The sequence below is a fragment of the Acidimicrobiales bacterium genome, from assembly GCA_035531755.1.
In the GTDB taxonomy this organism is placed as follows: Bacteria; Actinomycetota; Acidimicrobiia; order Acidimicrobiales; family UBA8190; genus DATKSK01.
Genome location: DATKSK010000071.1, coordinates 56,809 through 73,560, shown reverse-complemented (window position 1 = coordinate 73,560; position 16,752 = coordinate 56,809). Strand labels below are relative to the sequence as shown.

Genomic DNA, 16,752 nt, shown 5'->3' with positions numbered 1-16,752 from the left:
TCCCGCCCCGGGCGCGGCCGCGCCGGGTGCCGTCCCGATCATCCCAGAACGCGGCGCCCGCCGGCTCGCCGGGCGCCGCGGGCCGCTGTTAGCTTCCGGTAGCTTCCGGGAGGCCGGTCCGGCCATCCGGGTGGTCGGGGCCCGAGGGCGGCGGCGAATCGCCGGTGACGAACGGAGGTCCGGATGGCTGCCATCGTGATCACCGGAGGGGGCGTGGCCGGCCTGTCCGCCGCCATGCTGCTGGCCGAGGACGGCCACGACGTCACGGTCCTCGAGCGTGACGCGGCCGAGCCCCCGGCGCCGACCGAGGCGTGGGAGACCTGGGAGCGGCGGGGGGTCAACCAGTTCCGGCTGCTCCACTTCTTCGCCGCGCGGTTCCGGGTGGAGCTCGAACGGGAGCTCCCCCGGGTCCTGACCGGCCTCGAGGCCGCCGGGGCACTGCGGGTCAACCCCATCGCGGGCGCACCTGACAGGCTCACCGGGGGCGCGCGCCCCGAGGACGCCGGCTTCGACGCCGTCACCGGCCGCCGCCCGGTGGTCGAAGCCGTCCTGGGGGCCGTCGCGGCCGCCACACCCGGGGTCACCGTTCGCCGCGGCGTGACCGTGCAGGGGCTCGTCACCGGCACCCCGGTCGTGCCGGGCGCGGTCCACGTCACCGGGGTGCGCCTGGCGACCGGCGAGGAGATCCGGGCCGACCTGGTCGTCGACGCCGCCGGGCGGCGCTCGCCGCTGCCCGACTGGCTCGGGGCCGCCGGGGCCCGGCGCCCCGTCGAGGAGATCGAGGACCTGGGCTTCGTCTACTACGGTCGCCACTTCCGCTCGACCGACGGCACCACGCCGCCGATCTTCGGTCCGTTCCTGCAGTCCTACGGCAGCGTGTCGGCTCTCACGCTGCCGGCCGACAACGGCACGTGGGGCATCGGGGTCGTCGCCAGCGCCGCCGACAAGGCCATGCGTCCCCTGCGCGATGTGGAGCGCTGGACGGCGGTGGTGGCCAGCCTCCCCCTGGCCGCGCACTGGCTCGACGGCGAGGCCTTGGAGGACCACGTCGTCGTCATGGCCAAGATCGAGGACCGCCACCGCGACTTCACGATCGACGGGGTGCCGGTGGCCACGGGCGTGGCGGCCGTCGGGGACTCGTGGGCGTGCACGAACCCGTCGTTGGGGCGCGGCGCCACCCTCGGGCTGCTGCACTGCCTGGCCCTGCGCGACACGGTGCGGGCCACCGGGGTCGACGACCCCGCGGCATTCAGCGCCGCCTGGGCCGACGCCACCGACACGGTCGCCGAGCCCTGGTACCGGGCGACGCTCGACTTCGACCGCCACCGCCTGGCGGAGATCGACGCCGAGATCCGCGGCGAGCCCTACCGCCCCGGGGACGACGGCTGGGACACCCTGCAGGCGTTGGGGTTCGCGGCGGGCCAGGACCCGGACTGCCTGCGGGCCACGCTGACGCTCTTCGGCCTGCTACAGCCGGCCGACGAGGTCCTCGCCGCCCCCGGGTTGCTCGACAAGGTCCGGTCCGTGGGCGGGGGATGGCGCCACGCGCCGCAGTTGGGGCCCACACGCGCCCAGCTCTTGTCGATCGTGTCGCCATGATCGATGCCGTCGTCCCGTCCTGTGCCGTCGTCCCGTACTGTGCCGTAGTCCCGCACTGAAGGAGAGGTCCGATGCGTGTCGATGTGAACGGAGTGGGGATCGCGTACGAGGTGACGGGGGAGGGCCCGCCCGTCGTGCTGCTCCACGGCTTCCCCGACAGCGGCCGGCTGTGGCGCCACCAGGTCGCCGCCCTTGCCGACGCCGGGTTCTCGACCGTGGTCCCCGACCTCCGGGGTTACGGCGCGTCCGACAAGCCCGCCGAGGTGGAGGCGTACTCGCTGCCGTACCTGGCCGGCGACGTGGTCGCCATCCTCGACGAGCTGGGCCTCGAGCGGGCCCATGTCGTGGGCCACGACTGGGGCGCCGCCCTGGCGTGGGTGATCGGATCGCTCATCCCCGACCGCGTCGACCACCTGGTGGCACTGTCGGTGGGCCACCCCCTGTCGTTCGCCTCGGCGGGATACGCCCAGCGCGAGAAGTCGTGGTACATGCTGCTGTTCCAGTTCGAGGGCATCGCCGAGCAGTGGCTGTCGGCCGACGACTGGACCAACTTCCGCGAATGGGGACGGCACCCCGACGCCGACGCCGTGATCGCCGAGATGGAAGCGAACAAGTCGCTGACGCCTGCCCTCAACTGGTACCGGGCCAACGTGCCGCCCCAGGCCCTCGTGGACCCGCCCATGGTGCTCCCGCCCGTGCAGGCCGACACGATGGGGGTGTGGAGCAGCGACGACGTCGCGCTCACCGAGGAGCAGATGCTCGGCTCCGCCGACCACGTCACCGGCACGTGGCGCTACGAGCGCATCGACGGCCCAGGGCACTGGATGCAGCTCGAGGCGCCCGACGCCGTCAACGAACTGCTCGTCGACTTCCTGCCCCTATAGGGCTGCCCCCGGGCGGCGTGGGCCGTCACGTCAGTCGCGGAACGTCGGTGGTCGCCGCTCGCGCCGGGCGCGGACGGCCTCCTCGAAGTTCTCCGTGGTGAGACGCACGTAGAGCTGGGTGGTGCCCTCGTGGTCCATGTGGCCGTGCAGGCTCCCGGCGTCGAGGCTGGCCCACAGCAGCCGCTTGGTGAGCTCGATGCCGACGCGCGAGAACCCGATGATGCGCTCGGCGAGCTCGTAGGCGGTGTCGAGCAGCGCCGCCCCGGGCACCGTGCGCGACACCAGGCCGATGCGCTCGGCCTCGTGGGCGTCCACGTCGCGACCGGTCAGCATGATCTCGAAGGCGCGCGAGGCGCCGATCGCCCGGGGCAGGAGGTAGCTCAGCCCGAGCTCGCTCGAGGTGAGCCCGTTGTTGACTCCCGCGGCCCGGAAGTAGGCGTCCTCGGAGGCGATGCGGATGTCGGTGGCCACGCTCAGGCAGAAGCCCCCGCCGATGGCGGGCCCGTTGAGGGCCCCGATGACGGGCTGGTGCATCTTCCGGATGGCGCGGACGACGTCGTCGAGCAGCTCCATCGAGCGCTGGGCGATCGTGGTGCGCGTGAGCCCGGCGATGTTGGGGATGACACCGGCGTCCTCGAGGTCGGCGCCCGAGCAGAAGGCGCCGCCGGCGCCGGTGAGCACGACGACGCGGGTGTCGTTGTCGTCGCTCGCCGCCTCGAGCGCCCGGCGGAACGGCACCATGACGTCGAACGCCATGGCGTTCATGCGCTCCGGGCGGTTGAGCGTGATGCGCGTCACATGGGGGCGCGGCGTGTCCACGAGGACGAAGTCCATGTCAGCGCATCCCTACCGGTGTGGTGCCGAGGAGCCGGAATGTGTTGCAGTGCTCCACCCGGCTACCGGCCGCCGGCCAGTCGGCCCACACCCGGAACCCGTCGGTGCGGGGTCCACCGAAGTACCGGGCCATGTGCCGTGCCATCGCCATGGAGGCCTCCTCGGGGTCGTCCGCGTCGAGCTCGGAGAAGTGCATGAACCGGGGCCCTGGCGCCGTGTTCTCGCAGGGTGATGCGATCCTCCATGGTCCCGCCCGTCGGTGATGCGCCGTCGAGGTCACGCCTCGAGGGCGCGCTCTTTGGCCCAGCGGTAATCGGCCTTCCCCGCGGGGGAGCGCACGATGTGGGGGAGGAAGGCGATGGCCTTCGGCAGCTTGTAGCGGGCGATGTGCTTGCCCGCTTCCGCCACGAGATCCTCGGCGCTCACGGTGTGCCCGTCGGCCACCTGCACGATCGCCACCACCTCCTGGCCCCACCGCTCGCTCGGCCGGCCGGCCACCACGACGTCGGCCACGGCGGGGTGGCGGATGATGGCCTGCTCCACCTCCTCGGCGAAGATCTTCTCCCCGCCCGAGTTGATGGTGACCGAGTCGCGGCCCAGGAGCTCGATCTGCCCGTCGGCGAGTGCTCGCGCCCGGTCGCCGGGCACCGAGTAGCGCTCGCCCCCGATGACGGGGAAGGTGCGCTCGGTCTTGGGCGCGTCACCGAGGTACCCGAGCGGCACGGCGCCGCGCTGCGCCAGCCACCCGACGTCCTCGGCGCCCGGCTCGAGCACGCGCGCCAGGTCGGCACTCACCACCACCGTCCCGGGGCCGGGCACGAAGGTCCCGGTGGACACCGTCGTTCCGGCCGAGGCCACCCCCATCTGCACGCCCGTCTCGGAGGCGCCGGCGACGTCGGAGATCATGATCGTCGGGAGGCGGTCGAGCAGGCGCTGCTTGATGCCCACGCTCAGCATGGCGCCACCGCTCCCGAAGGCGAGGAGGGAGCTCGTGTCGTACTCGCCCCGCTCGAGCTCCTCCACCACGGGACGGGCCATGGCGTCGCCTACGACGGAGATCCCGATGACGCGCTCGCGCTCGACGGTCCGCCAGACGTCGACAGGGTCGAGGGAGCGGGTGTTGTCCGGGAAGACGAGGGTCGCTCCCATGGCCATGTAGTAGAAGCTCGCCCACTGGGCGGCCCCGTGCATGAGCGGCGGGATGGACATCACGCGCACCTCGCCGCCGGGCAGCACCCGGCTCACCAGGTGCTGGTAGCTCTCGACGAGCTCCCACGTCCCGTAGGTCCGGCCGCCCATGGCCGCCCGGAAGATGTCGTGCTGGCGCCACAGCACGCCCTTGGGCATCCCCGTGGTGCCCCCCGTGTAGAGGATGTAGAGGTCATCGGGGGACGGTTCGACCGGTGGCAGCTGGGGCTCCACCGAGGCGAGCGCCTCCTCGTAGTCGACGGCCCCCGGGAGCAGGTCGTTGCCGGAGTCGTCGGCGACCTGGAGGAGCAGCTCGAGCTTCGGCAGCGACGGCAGGACGCCGGCCAGCACCGGGGCGAAGGCAGCGTGGTAGACGACGGCGCATGCCCCGGCGTCGGTGAGGAGGTACTGCAGCTCCTCCTCGACATAGCGGTAGTTGACGTTGAAGGGGCCCACCCGGGCCAGGTACGAGCCGATCATCGCCTCGATGAACTCGTTGCCGTTGTGGAGGTAGATCCCCAGGTGGTCCTGGCCCGACTCGTGGCCCGCCAACCCGGCCCGCTCGGTGTGGGCGCCCAGTCCCCGGGCGTGCAGGAACGAGGCGAGGCGCCGGGAGCGTTCCTGCAGGTCCCGGTAGCTGAGGCGCCGCTCTCCCCACACGATCGCCTCACGGTCGGGGATGGTGTGGGCGACGGCTTCGAAGACCCGCCCCAGGTTGAACTGCTCGCCGCTCACCGACCACCCTCCCGGTCGACGGCCGGTGCCGCCGCTCGACGATCCCCACCGGCCGCCCCGCCACTCGACGATCCTGCGGCGCCCCCGGTCGCGCAACGGGCGCATGTTATCGGGCATGATGGCCTCATGGACCCGAGCGAGCCCGTTCCCGACGCAGACGCCGCCGAGCAGGCCCAGCCCGTCGAGACCGGGGACGAGGAGGACGAGCGGGCCGTGGTCCGGCCGGCCGAGCGCGGGGACGTGCCCGAGGCCGACTGGCTCGAGCAGTCCGTCGCCGAGCCGCTCGACGACGACGACGAGCGCTGACGCCTACTGCTGGTAATTCTCCACGACGGGCGCCGGCCGGGCGGTCGCCTGGTCGGGGTCCTGGCCGGCGTGGCGCCGGGCTCGCCGCTGGCGCAGCAAATCCCAGCACTGGTCGAGGGCGATCTCGATGCCCCGCAGCTTCTCCGACTCTCCGTCGGTCAGCCCGTCGCCGGCGTGCGCCTCCTCGAGGCGGTGCTCCTCGTCGGCCAGGCGGCCGATCTCGGCCACGATCTCTTCGTCGTTCATGTCGGGCTCCCTTCGTCATCTTCCTGTGAAGACCGATACCGGTGGCGGGTGCGCCGTCTACCCTGCTCACCCCGGCCCTACCGCAATAGCCTCGACAGCCGGCGGTCGGCCAGGGGCTTGCCGCCGGTCTGGCACGTCGCGCAGTACTGGAGCGACTTGGTGGCGAACGACACCTCGCGCACCACGTCGCCGCACTCGGGGCAGACCTCACCCGTCCGGCCGTGGACGCGCATGGCCCGCTTTTTGTCACCCTTGAGCTCGGACGCCTCCTGCCCGACGGCCCGGGCGACGGCATCGCCGAGCACGCCGACCACGGCGGCGTGCAGGCGCTCGACCTCGCTGCGTTCGAGGTTGCGTGCCGGCTTGAACGGGGAGAGCCGGGCCACGTGGAGGATCTCGTCGGAGTAGGCGTTGCCGATGCCGGCGATGACCGACTGCGAGGCGAGGACGGTCTTGACGTTGCCGGCGGCGCCGGCCAGGAGCCCGGCGAGCACGTCGGCGTCGAACCCCGGCTCGAGCGGCTCGACGCCGAGGGTGGCGACGCCGTCCACCTCGTCCGGATCGCCCACGACCCACAGGGCCAGACGCTTCTCGGTCCCCATCTCCGTGATGTCGAACCCGGAGGCGCCGTCGAGGCCGACCCGCAGCGCCAGCGGTCCCCGGCCCGGCCGCACCCGGTCGGGCGGGAGCTTGTCGCGCCACCGCACCCAACCCCCCCGGGCCAGGTGCACCACGAGCCACACGCCGTCGAGTTCGAGGCAGACGTACTTGCCCCGACGCGTGCACGACGCGGCCCGACGGCCCACCAGCGCGGACAGCGGTGGGTCGACCGTCTTGAGCGCCGCGATGGCACCGAGCTCGCAGCGCTCCACCGACCGGCCGGCGACGCGGCCGTGGAGGAATCGGGTGAGGGCCTCGACCTCGGGAAGCTCGGGCACGTGCCGATCCTCCCATGCACCGAACCCACCGCGCCGCCCGACCGTGCGTCTTCCGCCAGCCGTGCCACAGTGGCGGCGTGCGCAGCCGGGGCGTCGAGGGGCAGGTCGGCCTCCGGCGCCACGCCACGACGGCGGTCCTCGTGGCCGCCGTGCTGGCGGCGACGCTCGACGCGTGCTCGAGCCCACCCGGCGGGCGCGGCACCCTGCGCCGCGCCGGGGCGTCGACAGGCGCCACGGCCCCCACCACGACGGCCGCCCCGTCGACGACCACCACCACGGCGCCCGGCCCGCCGGTCACGCCGGTGCAGTGGTCGGCATGCGGGGCCCTGCAGTGCGGCTCCGTCACCGTCCCCATCGACTACGACGAGCCGCAGCTCGGGACGATCCAGATCGCCCTGGCGCGCCATCCCGCCACCGACCCGGCCGCCCGGATCGGCTCGCTCGTGATCAACCCGGGCGGGCCGGGCGGGTCGGGGGTGAACGACCTGCCGACGGAGCTGCGCGTGCTCACCCCGGCCCTGATCGCCCGGTTCGACATCGTGTCCTTCGACCCCCGGGGCGTCGAGCGCAGCAGCCCCGTGCACTGCGGCACGGGCAGCGGGTCGTCGTCCTCGACGGCGACCCGGGGCCCCCTGATGGACCCGGTGCCGGTGAGCGCGGCCGCGCAGCAGGCGCTCATTACCAACGACCGGGAGTACGCCGCCCAGTGCGAGGCGCAGAGCGGCGGCCTCCTGCCGTTCGTGGGCACCGTCGACACGGCACGTGACCTCGACCGCATCCGCCAGGCGTTGGGTGACGCCCAGCTCACCTACTTCGGGCACTCCTACGGCACCCTTCTCGGCGCCACCTACGCGGAGATGTTCCCCACGCACGTGCGGGCGATGGTGCTCGACGGCGCCATCGACCCGGCGATGTCCACCGACCAGATGGTCATCGACCAGTCCGCGGGGTTCGAAGGGGTGCTCGACGACTTCTTCTCGTGGTGCGCGTCGTCGGGCTGCCCGTGGCGGCCGACGGGCGACCCGGGGACGGCGCTCGTGGCCCTCATCGACCAGAGCCGTGCCCGACCCGTCCCGGCGGGCGGCGGCCGGGCGGCCGGGCCAGGGGAGTTCTACGACGCCATCCTCGACACGATGTACGCGAAGTCGTTCTGGCCGTCCCTGGGCAACGCCCTGGCGCAGGCGGCCGCGGGAAACGGCTCCGCCGTGGTGGGGTTGTCCGACAGCTACACCACCAGCGGGTCCACCAACGCCGTCGACGCCGAGACCGCCATCGACTGCCTTGACCACCCGGTGACCCGGGACCTGTCGACCTTCCCGGCGCTGGCCGCGCAGGCCGCGGCGCAGGCCCCGGTGTTCGGCCCGCTTCTCGCCTGGGGGATGGCCGGGTGCGCGGTGTGGCCGGTACCGCCGACGCGCACCCCCGAGGCCACCACCGCGCCCGGATCCCCTCCGATCGTGGTGGTGGGGGCGACCAAGGACCCCGCCACGCCCTACCAGTGGGCCGTGCGGCTGGCCGCCGAACTCTCGCGCGGCGTGCTCCTGACGTGGCAGGGCGAGAACCACGTGGCCTACTACTACAGCGCCTGCGTGCGGGCGGCCGACGAGGCGTACCTGGTCCAGGGCGCGGTCCCCGCCCCGGGCACCACCTGTCGGGACTGATTCCCTGGCCGCTGCCGCTGCCGCTGCCGCTGCCGCTGCCACCGGGCACCGATCCACCACGGCCCGGACTGGCGGCCGGGCCTGGGTAGGGGCGGCCGGCAGGGGAATCGGGACCTTCGTCCCTGCCCACCAGGGGTGCGTGGGCGCGACGGTGGGCATGTCGGCGCGAGAGGCGGCGTCGCCGCCCGTGGGCGGGCCCGTGTGTGAGGAGTTGCAGATGGCTGTGCGGATCGGGATCAACGGTTTCGGAAGGACGGGGCGCGCCCTGCTGCGCGCCGCTCGGCGGCCCGAGCTGGGGCTGGAGGTGGTGGCGGTCAACGACCTCGGCCCCCCCGAGGCGCTCGTCCGTCTGCTGGCGCGCGACTCGGTGTTCGGCAAGCTCGAGGTCCCCGTCACGCTCGACGACGGCGTCATGGTCGTCGGCGGCCACCGGGTCCGGCTCCTGGCGGAGCCCGAGGTGAAGTCGCTGCCGTGGAAGGAGCTCGACGTCGACGTGGTGGTGGAGTCGACGGGGAGGTTCACGGCGCGCGACAAAGCAGCCGGGCATCTCGACGCCGGCGCCCCCCGTGTCGTCGTCTCCGCCCCGTCGAAGGGTGCCGACGGCACCTTCGTCATGGGCGTCAACGACCACGAGTTCGACCCGGCGCGCCACGTGGTGGTGTCCAACGCCTCGTGCACGACCAATTGCCTGGCGGTGTTGGCGAAGGTCCTCGACGACGCCTTCGGTATCGACGAGGGGTTCATGACCACGGTCCACGCCTATACCGGCGACCAGAACGTGGTCGACGGCGTGCACAAGGACGCTCGCCGGGCACGTGCGGCCGCCATCAACATCATCCCCACCACCACAGGCGCTGCCCGGGCCACCGGGCTCGTCCTGCCCGCGCTCGAGGGCCGTCTCGACGGCTTCGCGCTGCGGGTACCCGTGCCCGACGGGTCGGTGACGGACCTGGTCGCCAACCTGCGGGCCACCGTGACCCCCGACGACGTCCGCGCCGCGTACCGAGAGCGGGCGACGTCGGGCACGCTCGTCGGAAAGTTGCAGTACGCGGAGGAGGCCCTGGTGTCGAGCGACATCGTCGGCGACCCGGCGTCCTGCGTGTTCGACGCCGAGCTGACGATGGCGCACGGCCGCCTGGTCAAGGTCGTGGGGTGGTACGACAACGAGTGGGGCTACGCCAACCGGCTGGCGGAGCTGACAGCCGTCGTCGGCGCCGCACCCCGCCCGTAGTCGGCGCAGGGCGGCGCGTGTCAACCATGTTCCAGGTGCGGATCCACGGCCGGGGCGGCCAGGGGGTCGTGACCGCCGCCGAGTTGTTGTCGGTGGCCGCCTTCGGTGACGGGCATTTCGCCCAGGCCTTCCCGAGCTTCGGTTCGGAGCGAACGGGCGCGCCCGTGATGGCGTTCTGCCGCATCGACGGCGGGCGTATCCGCACCCGAGAGCCCATCGTCTCCCCCGACGCGCTCATCGTGCTCGACGCCACCCTGCTGCACCAGGTGGACCTGTTCAGCGGCGTGACCCCCGACGGCTACGTCCTGCTCAACTCGTCGCGCGGCTTCGAGGAGCTCGGCCTGGCGGACATGCTCCGGTCGCATTCGAGCCAGCGGCTGATGGCGGTGCCGGCCACGGAGCTGGCGCTCACCCACACCGGACGTGCCGTCCCCAATGCCGTCCTCCTGGGGGGGTTCGCGGCCATGACGGGCGCGGTGTCGCTCGACGCCGTGGTGATGGCCATCCGCGAGCGGTTCAAAGGCGACGTGGCCGAGGGCAACGCCGCCGCCGCCACCGAGGCCTACGGCCTCGTGGCGCGACAGCGGGAGGTGCACAGCGGTGCTCCGACAGCTTGAAGGGTCGCGGGCGGTGGCGGAGGCGGTCGCCCTGTGCCGGCCCGAGGTGGTGTGCGCCTATCCGATCTCGCCCCAGACGCACATCATCGAGGGAATCGGGTCACTCGTGAAGTCCGGCGCCCTGACCCGGTGCGAGTTCATCAACGTGGAGTCGGAGTTCGCCGCCATGTCGGTGTGCATCGGCGCCTCGGCCACGGGCGCCCGGGCCTACACGGCCACGGCCAGCCAGGGCCTGCTGTACATGATCGAGGCCGTGTACAACGCCTCCGGCCTCGGCCTGCCGATCGTGATGACGCTCGCCAACCGCGCCATCGGGGCGCCTATCAACATCTGGAACGACCACAGCGACGCCATGGCCGTGCGCGACGCCGGGTGGGTCATGCTGTTCGCCGAGACCAACCAGGAGGCCGTCGACCTGCACCTGCAGGCCTTCCGCCTGGCCGAGGAGCTGTCGATGCCGGTCATGGTGTGCATGGACGGCTTCATCCTGACGCACGCCTTCGAGGCGGTGGAGGTCCCGACCCAGCAGCAGGTGGACGTGTTCCTGCCGCCGTACGAGCCGCGCCAGGTCCTGGACCCGCTCGAGCCCGTGTCGATCGGGGCGATGGTCGGTCCCGAGGCGTTCGAAGAGGTCCGCTACCTCGCGCACGTGAAGCAGCTCCAGGCCCTCGACCTCATTCCCGAGATCGCCGCGGAGTTCGCCGGGACCTTCGGACGCCGCTCGGGCGGGCTGGTCAGCACCTACCGCAGCGAGGACGCCGAAACCGTCGTGGTCGCCCTGGGGTCGGTGCTCGGCACCATCAAAGACGCCGTCGACGACCTGCGCGAGCGGGGGACACGCATCGGCGTCGTCGGGATCGGGTCGTTCCGGCCGTTCCCGACCGCGGCGGTACGCTCGGCGCTGGGAAGCGCCACGCGTGTGGTGGTGGTCGAGAAGGCGCTCGCCCCCGGGGTCGGCGGGATCGTCGCCCGCGACGTGTCGATGGCCGTCGCCGGCCTCCCGGTACGGACCCATGCGGTGATCGCCGGGCTCGGCGGGCGGCCCATCACCAAGGAAGCGCTCACCCGGCTGTTCGAGACGGCCGCCGCCGACGCGCTCGACGCCCTGACGTTCCTCGACCTCGACCGGGGCCTCGTCGAGCGCGAGCTCGAGCGCATGGCCCGGCGCCGCCGGTCCGGCCCGACCGCGGAGAACGTGCTGCGCGACGTCGGCATCGTCTCGGCGCGTGTGCCGTGAGGAGCGTGTGATGCCGCTCCAGCCGGTCAAGTTCTACCAGACGGGCAGCTTCGCGGTGGGCAACCGCCTGCTGCCCCTGGAGCAGCGCTCGGTGCAGGCCGACACGGAACGAACGAACTCGTTGAACTCCGGCCACCGGGCGTGCCAGGGGTGCGGCGAGGCGCTCGGGGCGCGCTACGCGCTCGACGCCGCCATGCGCGCCTCGAACAACAAGATGATCGCCGTCAACGCCACCGGGTGTCTCGAGGTGTTCTCCACCCCGTACCCCGAGACGTCCTGGCGGGTGCCGTGGCTGCACTCGCTCTTCGCCAACGCCCCGGCCGTCGCCACCGGGGTGGCCGCCGCCCTGAAGGCCCAGGGGCGCAGCGACGTCCGCGTGGTGGCCCAGGCCGGCGACGGCGGCACCGTCGACATCGGGTTCGGGTGCCTGTCGGGGATGTTCGAGCGCAACGACGACGTGCTGTTCATCTGCTACGACAACGAGGGGTACATGAACACCGGGGTGCAGCGCTCGAGCGCCACGCCCCCCGCGGCGCGCACGGCCACCACCGAGGCGGTGGGCCCGGAGCCGGGGAACGTCTTCGGCCAGGGGAAGAACGTCCCGCTCCTCGCCGTCGCGCACGAGATCCCCTACGTGGCCACCGCCACCGTGTCGGAGCTGCGCGACCTGGAGTACAAGGTGCACCGGGCCATGGCGATGCACGGGGCGCGCTACATCCACGTTCTCGTGCCGTGCCCCCTCGGCTGGCAGAGCGCGTCGAACGACACCGTCCATCTGGCCCGCCTGGCCAAGGAGACCGGGCTCTTCCCCGTGTTCGAGGCCGAGCACGGCGAGATCACGGGGGTGTCGAAGATCCGCCGCCGCCTGCCGGTGGAGCAGTACCTGGAGCGCCAGGGACGGTACCGGCACCTCTTCGGCCCCACGCCCCGGCCCGATGTCGTGGAGCGCATCCAGGCCATGGCCGATCGCAACATCCGCCGCTTCGGCCTCCTCGACGAGGACGAGGACCCGGACCCCGATGAAACGCTCCCGGTCGGAGCTGGGCCGGGTGCTGGGCCGGGTGCTGGGCCGGGTGCTGGGCCGGGCGCTGTTGTGCCGGGTGCTGGGCCGGGTGCTGTTGTGCCCAGTGCCGGCGAGCCGGGCCCCGGGGAGGGGTGAGCATGGAGAAGCCGTTCGCCATCACGCTCGACATCGGGTCGAGCCTCGCCAACAAGACGGGGTCGTGGCGCGTGGAGCGCCCCGTGTACGTCGACCGCATCCCGCCGTGCAACGACGTCTGCCCCGCGGGGGAGAACATCCAGCAGTGGCTGTACCACGCCGAGGCCGGCGACTACGAGCAGGCGTGGCGGGCGATCGTGAAGGACAACCCCATGCCGGCGGTCATGGGTCGGGTCTGCTACCACCCCTGCGAGACCGCCTGCAACCGCGCCCAGGTCGACGAGGCCGTCGGCATCAACGCCGTGGAGCGCTTCCTCGGGGACGAGGCCGTGGCGCGGGGGTGGAAACTCCGCGCCGACGCGGCTCCGAGCGGGAAGCGCGTGCTCGTGGTGGGGGCGGGGCCGGCCGGGCTGTCGGCCGCTTACCACCTCGCACGCCTCGGGCACGCCGTCACCATCTACGAGGCCGGGCCCGTGGCCGGCGGCATGATGCGGTTCGGCATCCCCACCTACCGCCTGCCGCGCGCCGTGCTCCAGGCCGAGATCGACCGGATCGTGGAGCTCGGCGTCACCATCGAGGTCGACCGCCCGGTGACCGACGTCCTGGCGACGATGACGTCGGACGGCTTCGACGCCGCCTTCCTGGCCGTCGGAGCCGAGATCGGGAAGCGGGCCTACATCCCGGCCGGAGACTCTGCCCGGGTCGTCGACGCCGTGGCGCTGCTGCGGAGCATGGAGGACGAGTCGCCCCCCCTCCTCGGGCGGCGGGTGGCGGTGTACGGGGGCGGGAACACCGCCATGGACGCGGCCCGCACAGCCCGGCGCCTCGGCGCCACCGATGCCGTCGTGGTCTACCGGCGCACGCGCGATCGCATGCCGGCCCACGACATCGAGGTGGAGGAGGCCGTCGAGGAGGGCGTACGGATGAAGTGGCTCTCGACCGTCACGGCGGTGGAGAGCGGCACGCTCGTGCTGGAGAGAATGGCGCTCGACGAGACGGGCTTCCCGCAACCGACAGGCGAATTCGAGGAGCTCGACGCCGACTGCCTCGTGCTCGCCCTGGGCCAGGAATCGGACCTCTCGCTCGTGGGGGGCGCGGCGGACATCGTGGTGGAGGACGGTGTCGTCGAGGTGGGGCCGGACATGATGACCGGGCACCCCGGCGTCTTCGCCGGAGGGGACATGGTCCCCGCCGAGCGTACCGTCACCGTCGCCATCGGTCACGGCAAGCAGGCGGCCCGCCACATCGACGCCTGGCTCCGGGGGACCGTCCACCAGCCGCCTCCGCGCCACGAGATCGCCACGTCCGGGATGCTCAACACCTGGTACTACGCCGATGCGCCGAAGACGGTCCGTCCCCGGCTGGACCTGGCCAGGCGGACGTCGACCTTCGACGAGGTGGTGGAAGGCCTCGACGAGGGCAATGCCCTCTTCGAGGCGCGGCGGTGCATGTCGTGCGGGAACTGCTTCGAATGCGACAACTGCTTCGGGGTCTGCCCCGACAACGCCGTGATGAAGCTGGGGGTCGGCAACCGCTACGCCTTCGACTACGACTACTGCAAGGGCTGCGGGATCTGCGTGGCGGAGTGCCCCTGTGGGGCCATCGTGATGGAGCCCGAGCGGATCTAGCCGGGCAGGCGCCTACGCCCGGGGGTGCACCGGCGGCTGTGCCTGCGTCTGTGCCTGCGTCTGTGCCGGTGCCGGCGTCTGGGCGTGCCGGTGCGGTCGCGGCGTGAGCCCCGCGCCGGGGTGCGCGCTCGTCCGGTCGGGGACGGATGACTCGAGCAGCAGCCGCCACTCGGCCGCGGCGATGGACCGTCTCGCCGCTCCCACGGCGTCGGGATTGACCGAAATGGAGGTGATGCCCAACCGGACCAGGTGCTCGGCGAACTCCGGTCGGTTGGAGGGTGCCTGCCCGCACAGTGACGAGGTGATCCCGGCGTCCCGGCAGCCGCGGACGATCCGCCCGATGGCGTCGAGCACCGCGGGGTCCGCCTCGTCGAACAACTCGGCGCACACCTCCGAGTCGCGGTCCACGCCCAGCACCAGCTGGGTCAGGTCGTTGCTCCCGATGGAGACTCCCTCGATGCCCATGGCGGCGTACTGCGGGATGAAGAACGCCACGGACGGCACCTCGGCCATCACCCACACGGGGAGCACACCTGCGACCGGGCTGGTGTCGACGATCTGGAGGCAGGCCTCGAGCTCCCACCGGGTGCGCACGAAGGGGATCATGAGGCGGAGGTTCTGCGTCTGCTCGAGGACCTTGGCGAGCACGTCGAGCTCCAGCCGGAACAGGTCGGGCTCGCGCACGTAGCGGTAGCAGCCGCGGTAGCCGATCATCGGGTTCTCCTCGTGTGGCTCGAAGCGCTCACCCCCTTCCAGGCTGCGGAACTCGTTGGTCCGGAAGTCGATGCTCCGGTAGACGACGGGGCGGGGGGCGAAGGCGCGAGTGATCCGAAGCAGCGACGCCGCCATGGCGTCCACGAAGGCCTTCTCCTCGCCGCGCTCGAGCAGCAGCCGCGGGTGCACGCCGTGCAGCGCGTCGACGACCATGAACTCGGCGCGCAGCAGCCCGACGCCGTCGACGGGCATGGCCGCCACCTCCTCGGCGTGCTCGGCGATGGCGAGATTGACGTAGAGGCGGGTTGCGAGCACCGGCGCCCCGGCCGCCGATCCGTCCGTCGAAGCCGACAGGCTCGACGCCGTGGCAGGGACGGCGGTGCCGGCCGCATCCGGCTCTGCCTCCACCGCTCCCTCGTAGACCTCACCCTTGGCCCCGTCGACGGTCACCATCTCGCCGTCGCGCAGCACGGTGGTGGCGTTGCGCGCCCCCACCACGCACGGCACGCCCAACTCGCGCGTCACGATGGCGGCGTGGCAGGTCATGCCGCCGCCGTCGGTGACCAGGGCCGCCGCCCGGCGCATCGTGGGCACCCAGTCGGGGCTGGTCATGGGGGCGACGAGGATCTCCCCGTCGAGGAGCGCGGCGCCCTCGTCGGGGGAGCGCAGCACCCGGACGTGACCGGACGCCCGACCGGCGGAGGCCGCCAGCCCCGACACGAGCACGGTCACGGTCGGCGCCGTGGCGGTACCCACCGGGGCGGGCGATCCCATGGCTGCGCCCGTCGGGGACGGCACATCGCGAGGGGGCCGATCGGCGAGCGTCGTGATGGGTCGCGACTGGACCAGGTAGGTGTTGCCACCCGCGATGGCCCACTCGACGTCCTGCGGGGTGCCGTAGTGCGCCTCGACCGCCAAGCCCAGCCTGGCGAGGCCGAGGACCTCCTCGTCGGTGAGGACGCGACGTGACCCTTCGCCGGCGTCGAGGTCGACCTGCCGGTCGTGGCCGTCGGCGCCCTGGACGATCTTCGTGGTCTTGATGCCGATGCGGACGTGCAGCAGCGTCGGGCCCGACCGTTCGACCACGTAGGTGTCGGGCTCGACCTGGCCGCTCACGACCACCTCGCCCTGGCCGAACGCCGCCTCGACCACGAGGTGGTCGGGATGGGCCCGTGACGGGTCGACGGTGAACATCACACCGGAGCGCTCCGACGGCACCATCTGCTGGACGACGACGGCCAGCGAGGGCTCCTCCCCGACCTCCTGGCTGGCGCGATAGGAGATCACCCGCTCGCCGTACAGGGAAGCCCAGCAGTCCACGATGCGGGCGAGCAGCTCCTCGTCGCCGGCGACGTTCGTGAACGTGGCATTCATACCGGCGAACGACGTGCCCGCGCTGTCCTCACTCGTCCCCGACGAGCGCACCGCCACGCGGGTGCCGGGCCCGAGCCGGCGATATGCATCGCGCACGGCGTCGGCCAGGTCGGGCGGGACCGGGGTGGCCGTGACGAGCTCCTGGGCCTGGCGCGCGCCCGCGGCCAGGCTGGCCGGGTCGTCGGGCACGGCACCGGCGATCACGTCCCGGAGCCGCGCACGCGCCCCGCTGCGATCGATGGCGTCGAGGAAGGCGTCGCTCGTGACGATGAATCCCGGGGGGACCGGGAGCCCCGCCGCCGTCAGCTCCCCGAGGTTCGCTCCCTTGCCGCCGACCTGCGGCGCGTCATCGAGGCCGACATCGCCGAACCAGCGGATCATGTCCATCGTGCGCTCCTCCC

15 protein-coding genes are annotated in these 16,752 nt (G+C 72.6%); 9 read left to right on the top strand and 6 right to left on the bottom strand.

All coding sequences use genetic code 11. The features are described from left to right. Positions 1-183: 183 nt before the first annotated feature. Together VMV22_14335 and VMV22_14330 are read left to right on the top strand one after the other, a co-directional pair. On the top strand, positions 184-1,599 hold the full coding sequence (locus VMV22_14335) for an FAD-dependent oxidoreductase (GenBank protein ID HUY23510.1): 1,416 nt from the start codon (positions 184-186) through the stop codon (positions 1,597-1,599). 71 nt (positions 1,600-1,670) lie between these two features. Then, complete coding sequence (locus tag VMV22_14330; protein ID HUY23509.1) at positions 1,671-2,483, top strand: alpha/beta hydrolase; 813 nt, start codon at positions 1,671-1,673, stop codon at positions 2,481-2,483. A gap of 30 nt (positions 2,484-2,513) precedes the next feature. Here VMV22_14330 and VMV22_14325 read toward each other — a convergent pair whose 3' ends face one another. From VMV22_14325 to VMV22_14315, 3 genes are all read right to left on the bottom strand, one after another. Further along, the gene (locus VMV22_14325; protein HUY23508.1) at positions 2,514-3,317 is read right to left on the bottom strand and encodes an enoyl-CoA hydratase; all 804 of its coding nucleotides are present in this window, start codon (positions 3,315-3,317) and stop codon (positions 2,514-2,516) included. Position 3,318: 1 nt separating this feature from the next. Further along, entirely contained in the window at positions 3,319-3,513 is a 195-nt protein-coding gene (locus VMV22_14320) for a hypothetical protein (protein HUY23507.1), read from the bottom strand. A gap of 80 nt (positions 3,514-3,593) precedes the next feature. Next, positions 3,594-5,357, bottom strand: a complete 1,764-nt coding sequence (locus VMV22_14315) for an acyl-CoA synthetase (GenBank protein ID HUY23506.1) — start codon at positions 5,355-5,357, stop codon at positions 3,594-3,596. A 9-nt stretch (positions 5,358-5,366) separates the two neighbouring features. On the opposite strand from VMV22_14315, the gene VMV22_14310 reads away from it, so the two are divergent. Continuing rightward, positions 5,367-5,546, top strand: coding sequence for a hypothetical protein (locus tag VMV22_14310; GenBank protein HUY23505.1), 180 nt, complete (start codon positions 5,367-5,369; stop codon positions 5,544-5,546). A gap of 3 nt (positions 5,547-5,549) precedes the next feature. Here the strand turns inward: VMV22_14310 and VMV22_14305 are convergent, their stop codons facing one another. Then, complete coding sequence (locus tag VMV22_14305) at positions 5,550-5,792, bottom strand: DUF2630 family protein (GenBank protein ID HUY23504.1); 243 nt, start codon at positions 5,790-5,792, stop codon at positions 5,550-5,552. Between the two features lie 77 nt (positions 5,793-5,869). Continuing rightward, the gene (locus tag VMV22_14300) at positions 5,870-6,730 is read right to left on the bottom strand and encodes a DNA-formamidopyrimidine glycosylase family protein (GenBank protein ID HUY23503.1); all 861 of its coding nucleotides are present in this window, start codon (positions 6,728-6,730) and stop codon (positions 5,870-5,872) included. A gap of 77 nt (positions 6,731-6,807) precedes the next feature. Between VMV22_14300 and VMV22_14295 the strand changes: the two genes are divergently transcribed. The 6 genes from VMV22_14295 to VMV22_14270 all read left to right on the top strand — a co-directional run bounded on the left by VMV22_14295 (position 6,808) and on the right by VMV22_14270 (position 14,263). Further along, the gene (locus tag VMV22_14295) at positions 6,808-8,391 is read left to right on the top strand and encodes an alpha/beta hydrolase (protein ID HUY23502.1); all 1,584 of its coding nucleotides are present in this window, start codon (positions 6,808-6,810) and stop codon (positions 8,389-8,391) included. A 217-nt stretch (positions 8,392-8,608) separates the two neighbouring features. After that, a complete protein-coding gene (gene gap, locus VMV22_14290; GenBank protein ID HUY23501.1) occupies positions 8,609-9,622 on the top strand; it encodes a type I glyceraldehyde-3-phosphate dehydrogenase in 1,014 nt (337 codons plus the stop codon). Between the two features lie 26 nt (positions 9,623-9,648). After that, on the top strand, positions 9,649-10,239 hold the full coding sequence (locus VMV22_14285) for a 2-oxoacid:acceptor oxidoreductase family protein (GenBank protein ID HUY23500.1): 591 nt from the start codon (positions 9,649-9,651) through the stop codon (positions 10,237-10,239). A gap of 13 nt (positions 10,240-10,252) precedes the next feature. Next, positions 10,253-11,476 (top strand): transketolase C-terminal domain-containing protein, encoded by a 1,224-nt coding sequence (locus VMV22_14280; protein ID HUY23499.1) that lies wholly within the window; start codon positions 10,253-10,255, stop codon positions 11,474-11,476. A 10-nt stretch (positions 11,477-11,486) separates the two neighbouring features. Further along, entirely contained in the window at positions 11,487-12,635 is a 1,149-nt protein-coding gene (locus tag VMV22_14275; GenBank protein HUY23498.1) for a thiamine pyrophosphate-dependent enzyme, read from the top strand. Between the two features lie 2 nt (positions 12,636-12,637). Continuing rightward, complete coding sequence (locus VMV22_14270) at positions 12,638-14,263, top strand: NAD(P)-binding protein (GenBank protein ID HUY23497.1); 1,626 nt, start codon at positions 12,638-12,640, stop codon at positions 14,261-14,263. Between the two features lie 12 nt (positions 14,264-14,275). Here the strand turns inward: VMV22_14270 and ppsA are convergent, their stop codons facing one another. Then, a complete protein-coding gene (ppsA, locus tag VMV22_14265) occupies positions 14,276-16,738 on the bottom strand; it encodes a phosphoenolpyruvate synthase (GenBank protein HUY23496.1) in 2,463 nt (820 codons plus the stop codon). Positions 16,739-16,752 lie beyond the last annotated feature (14 nt).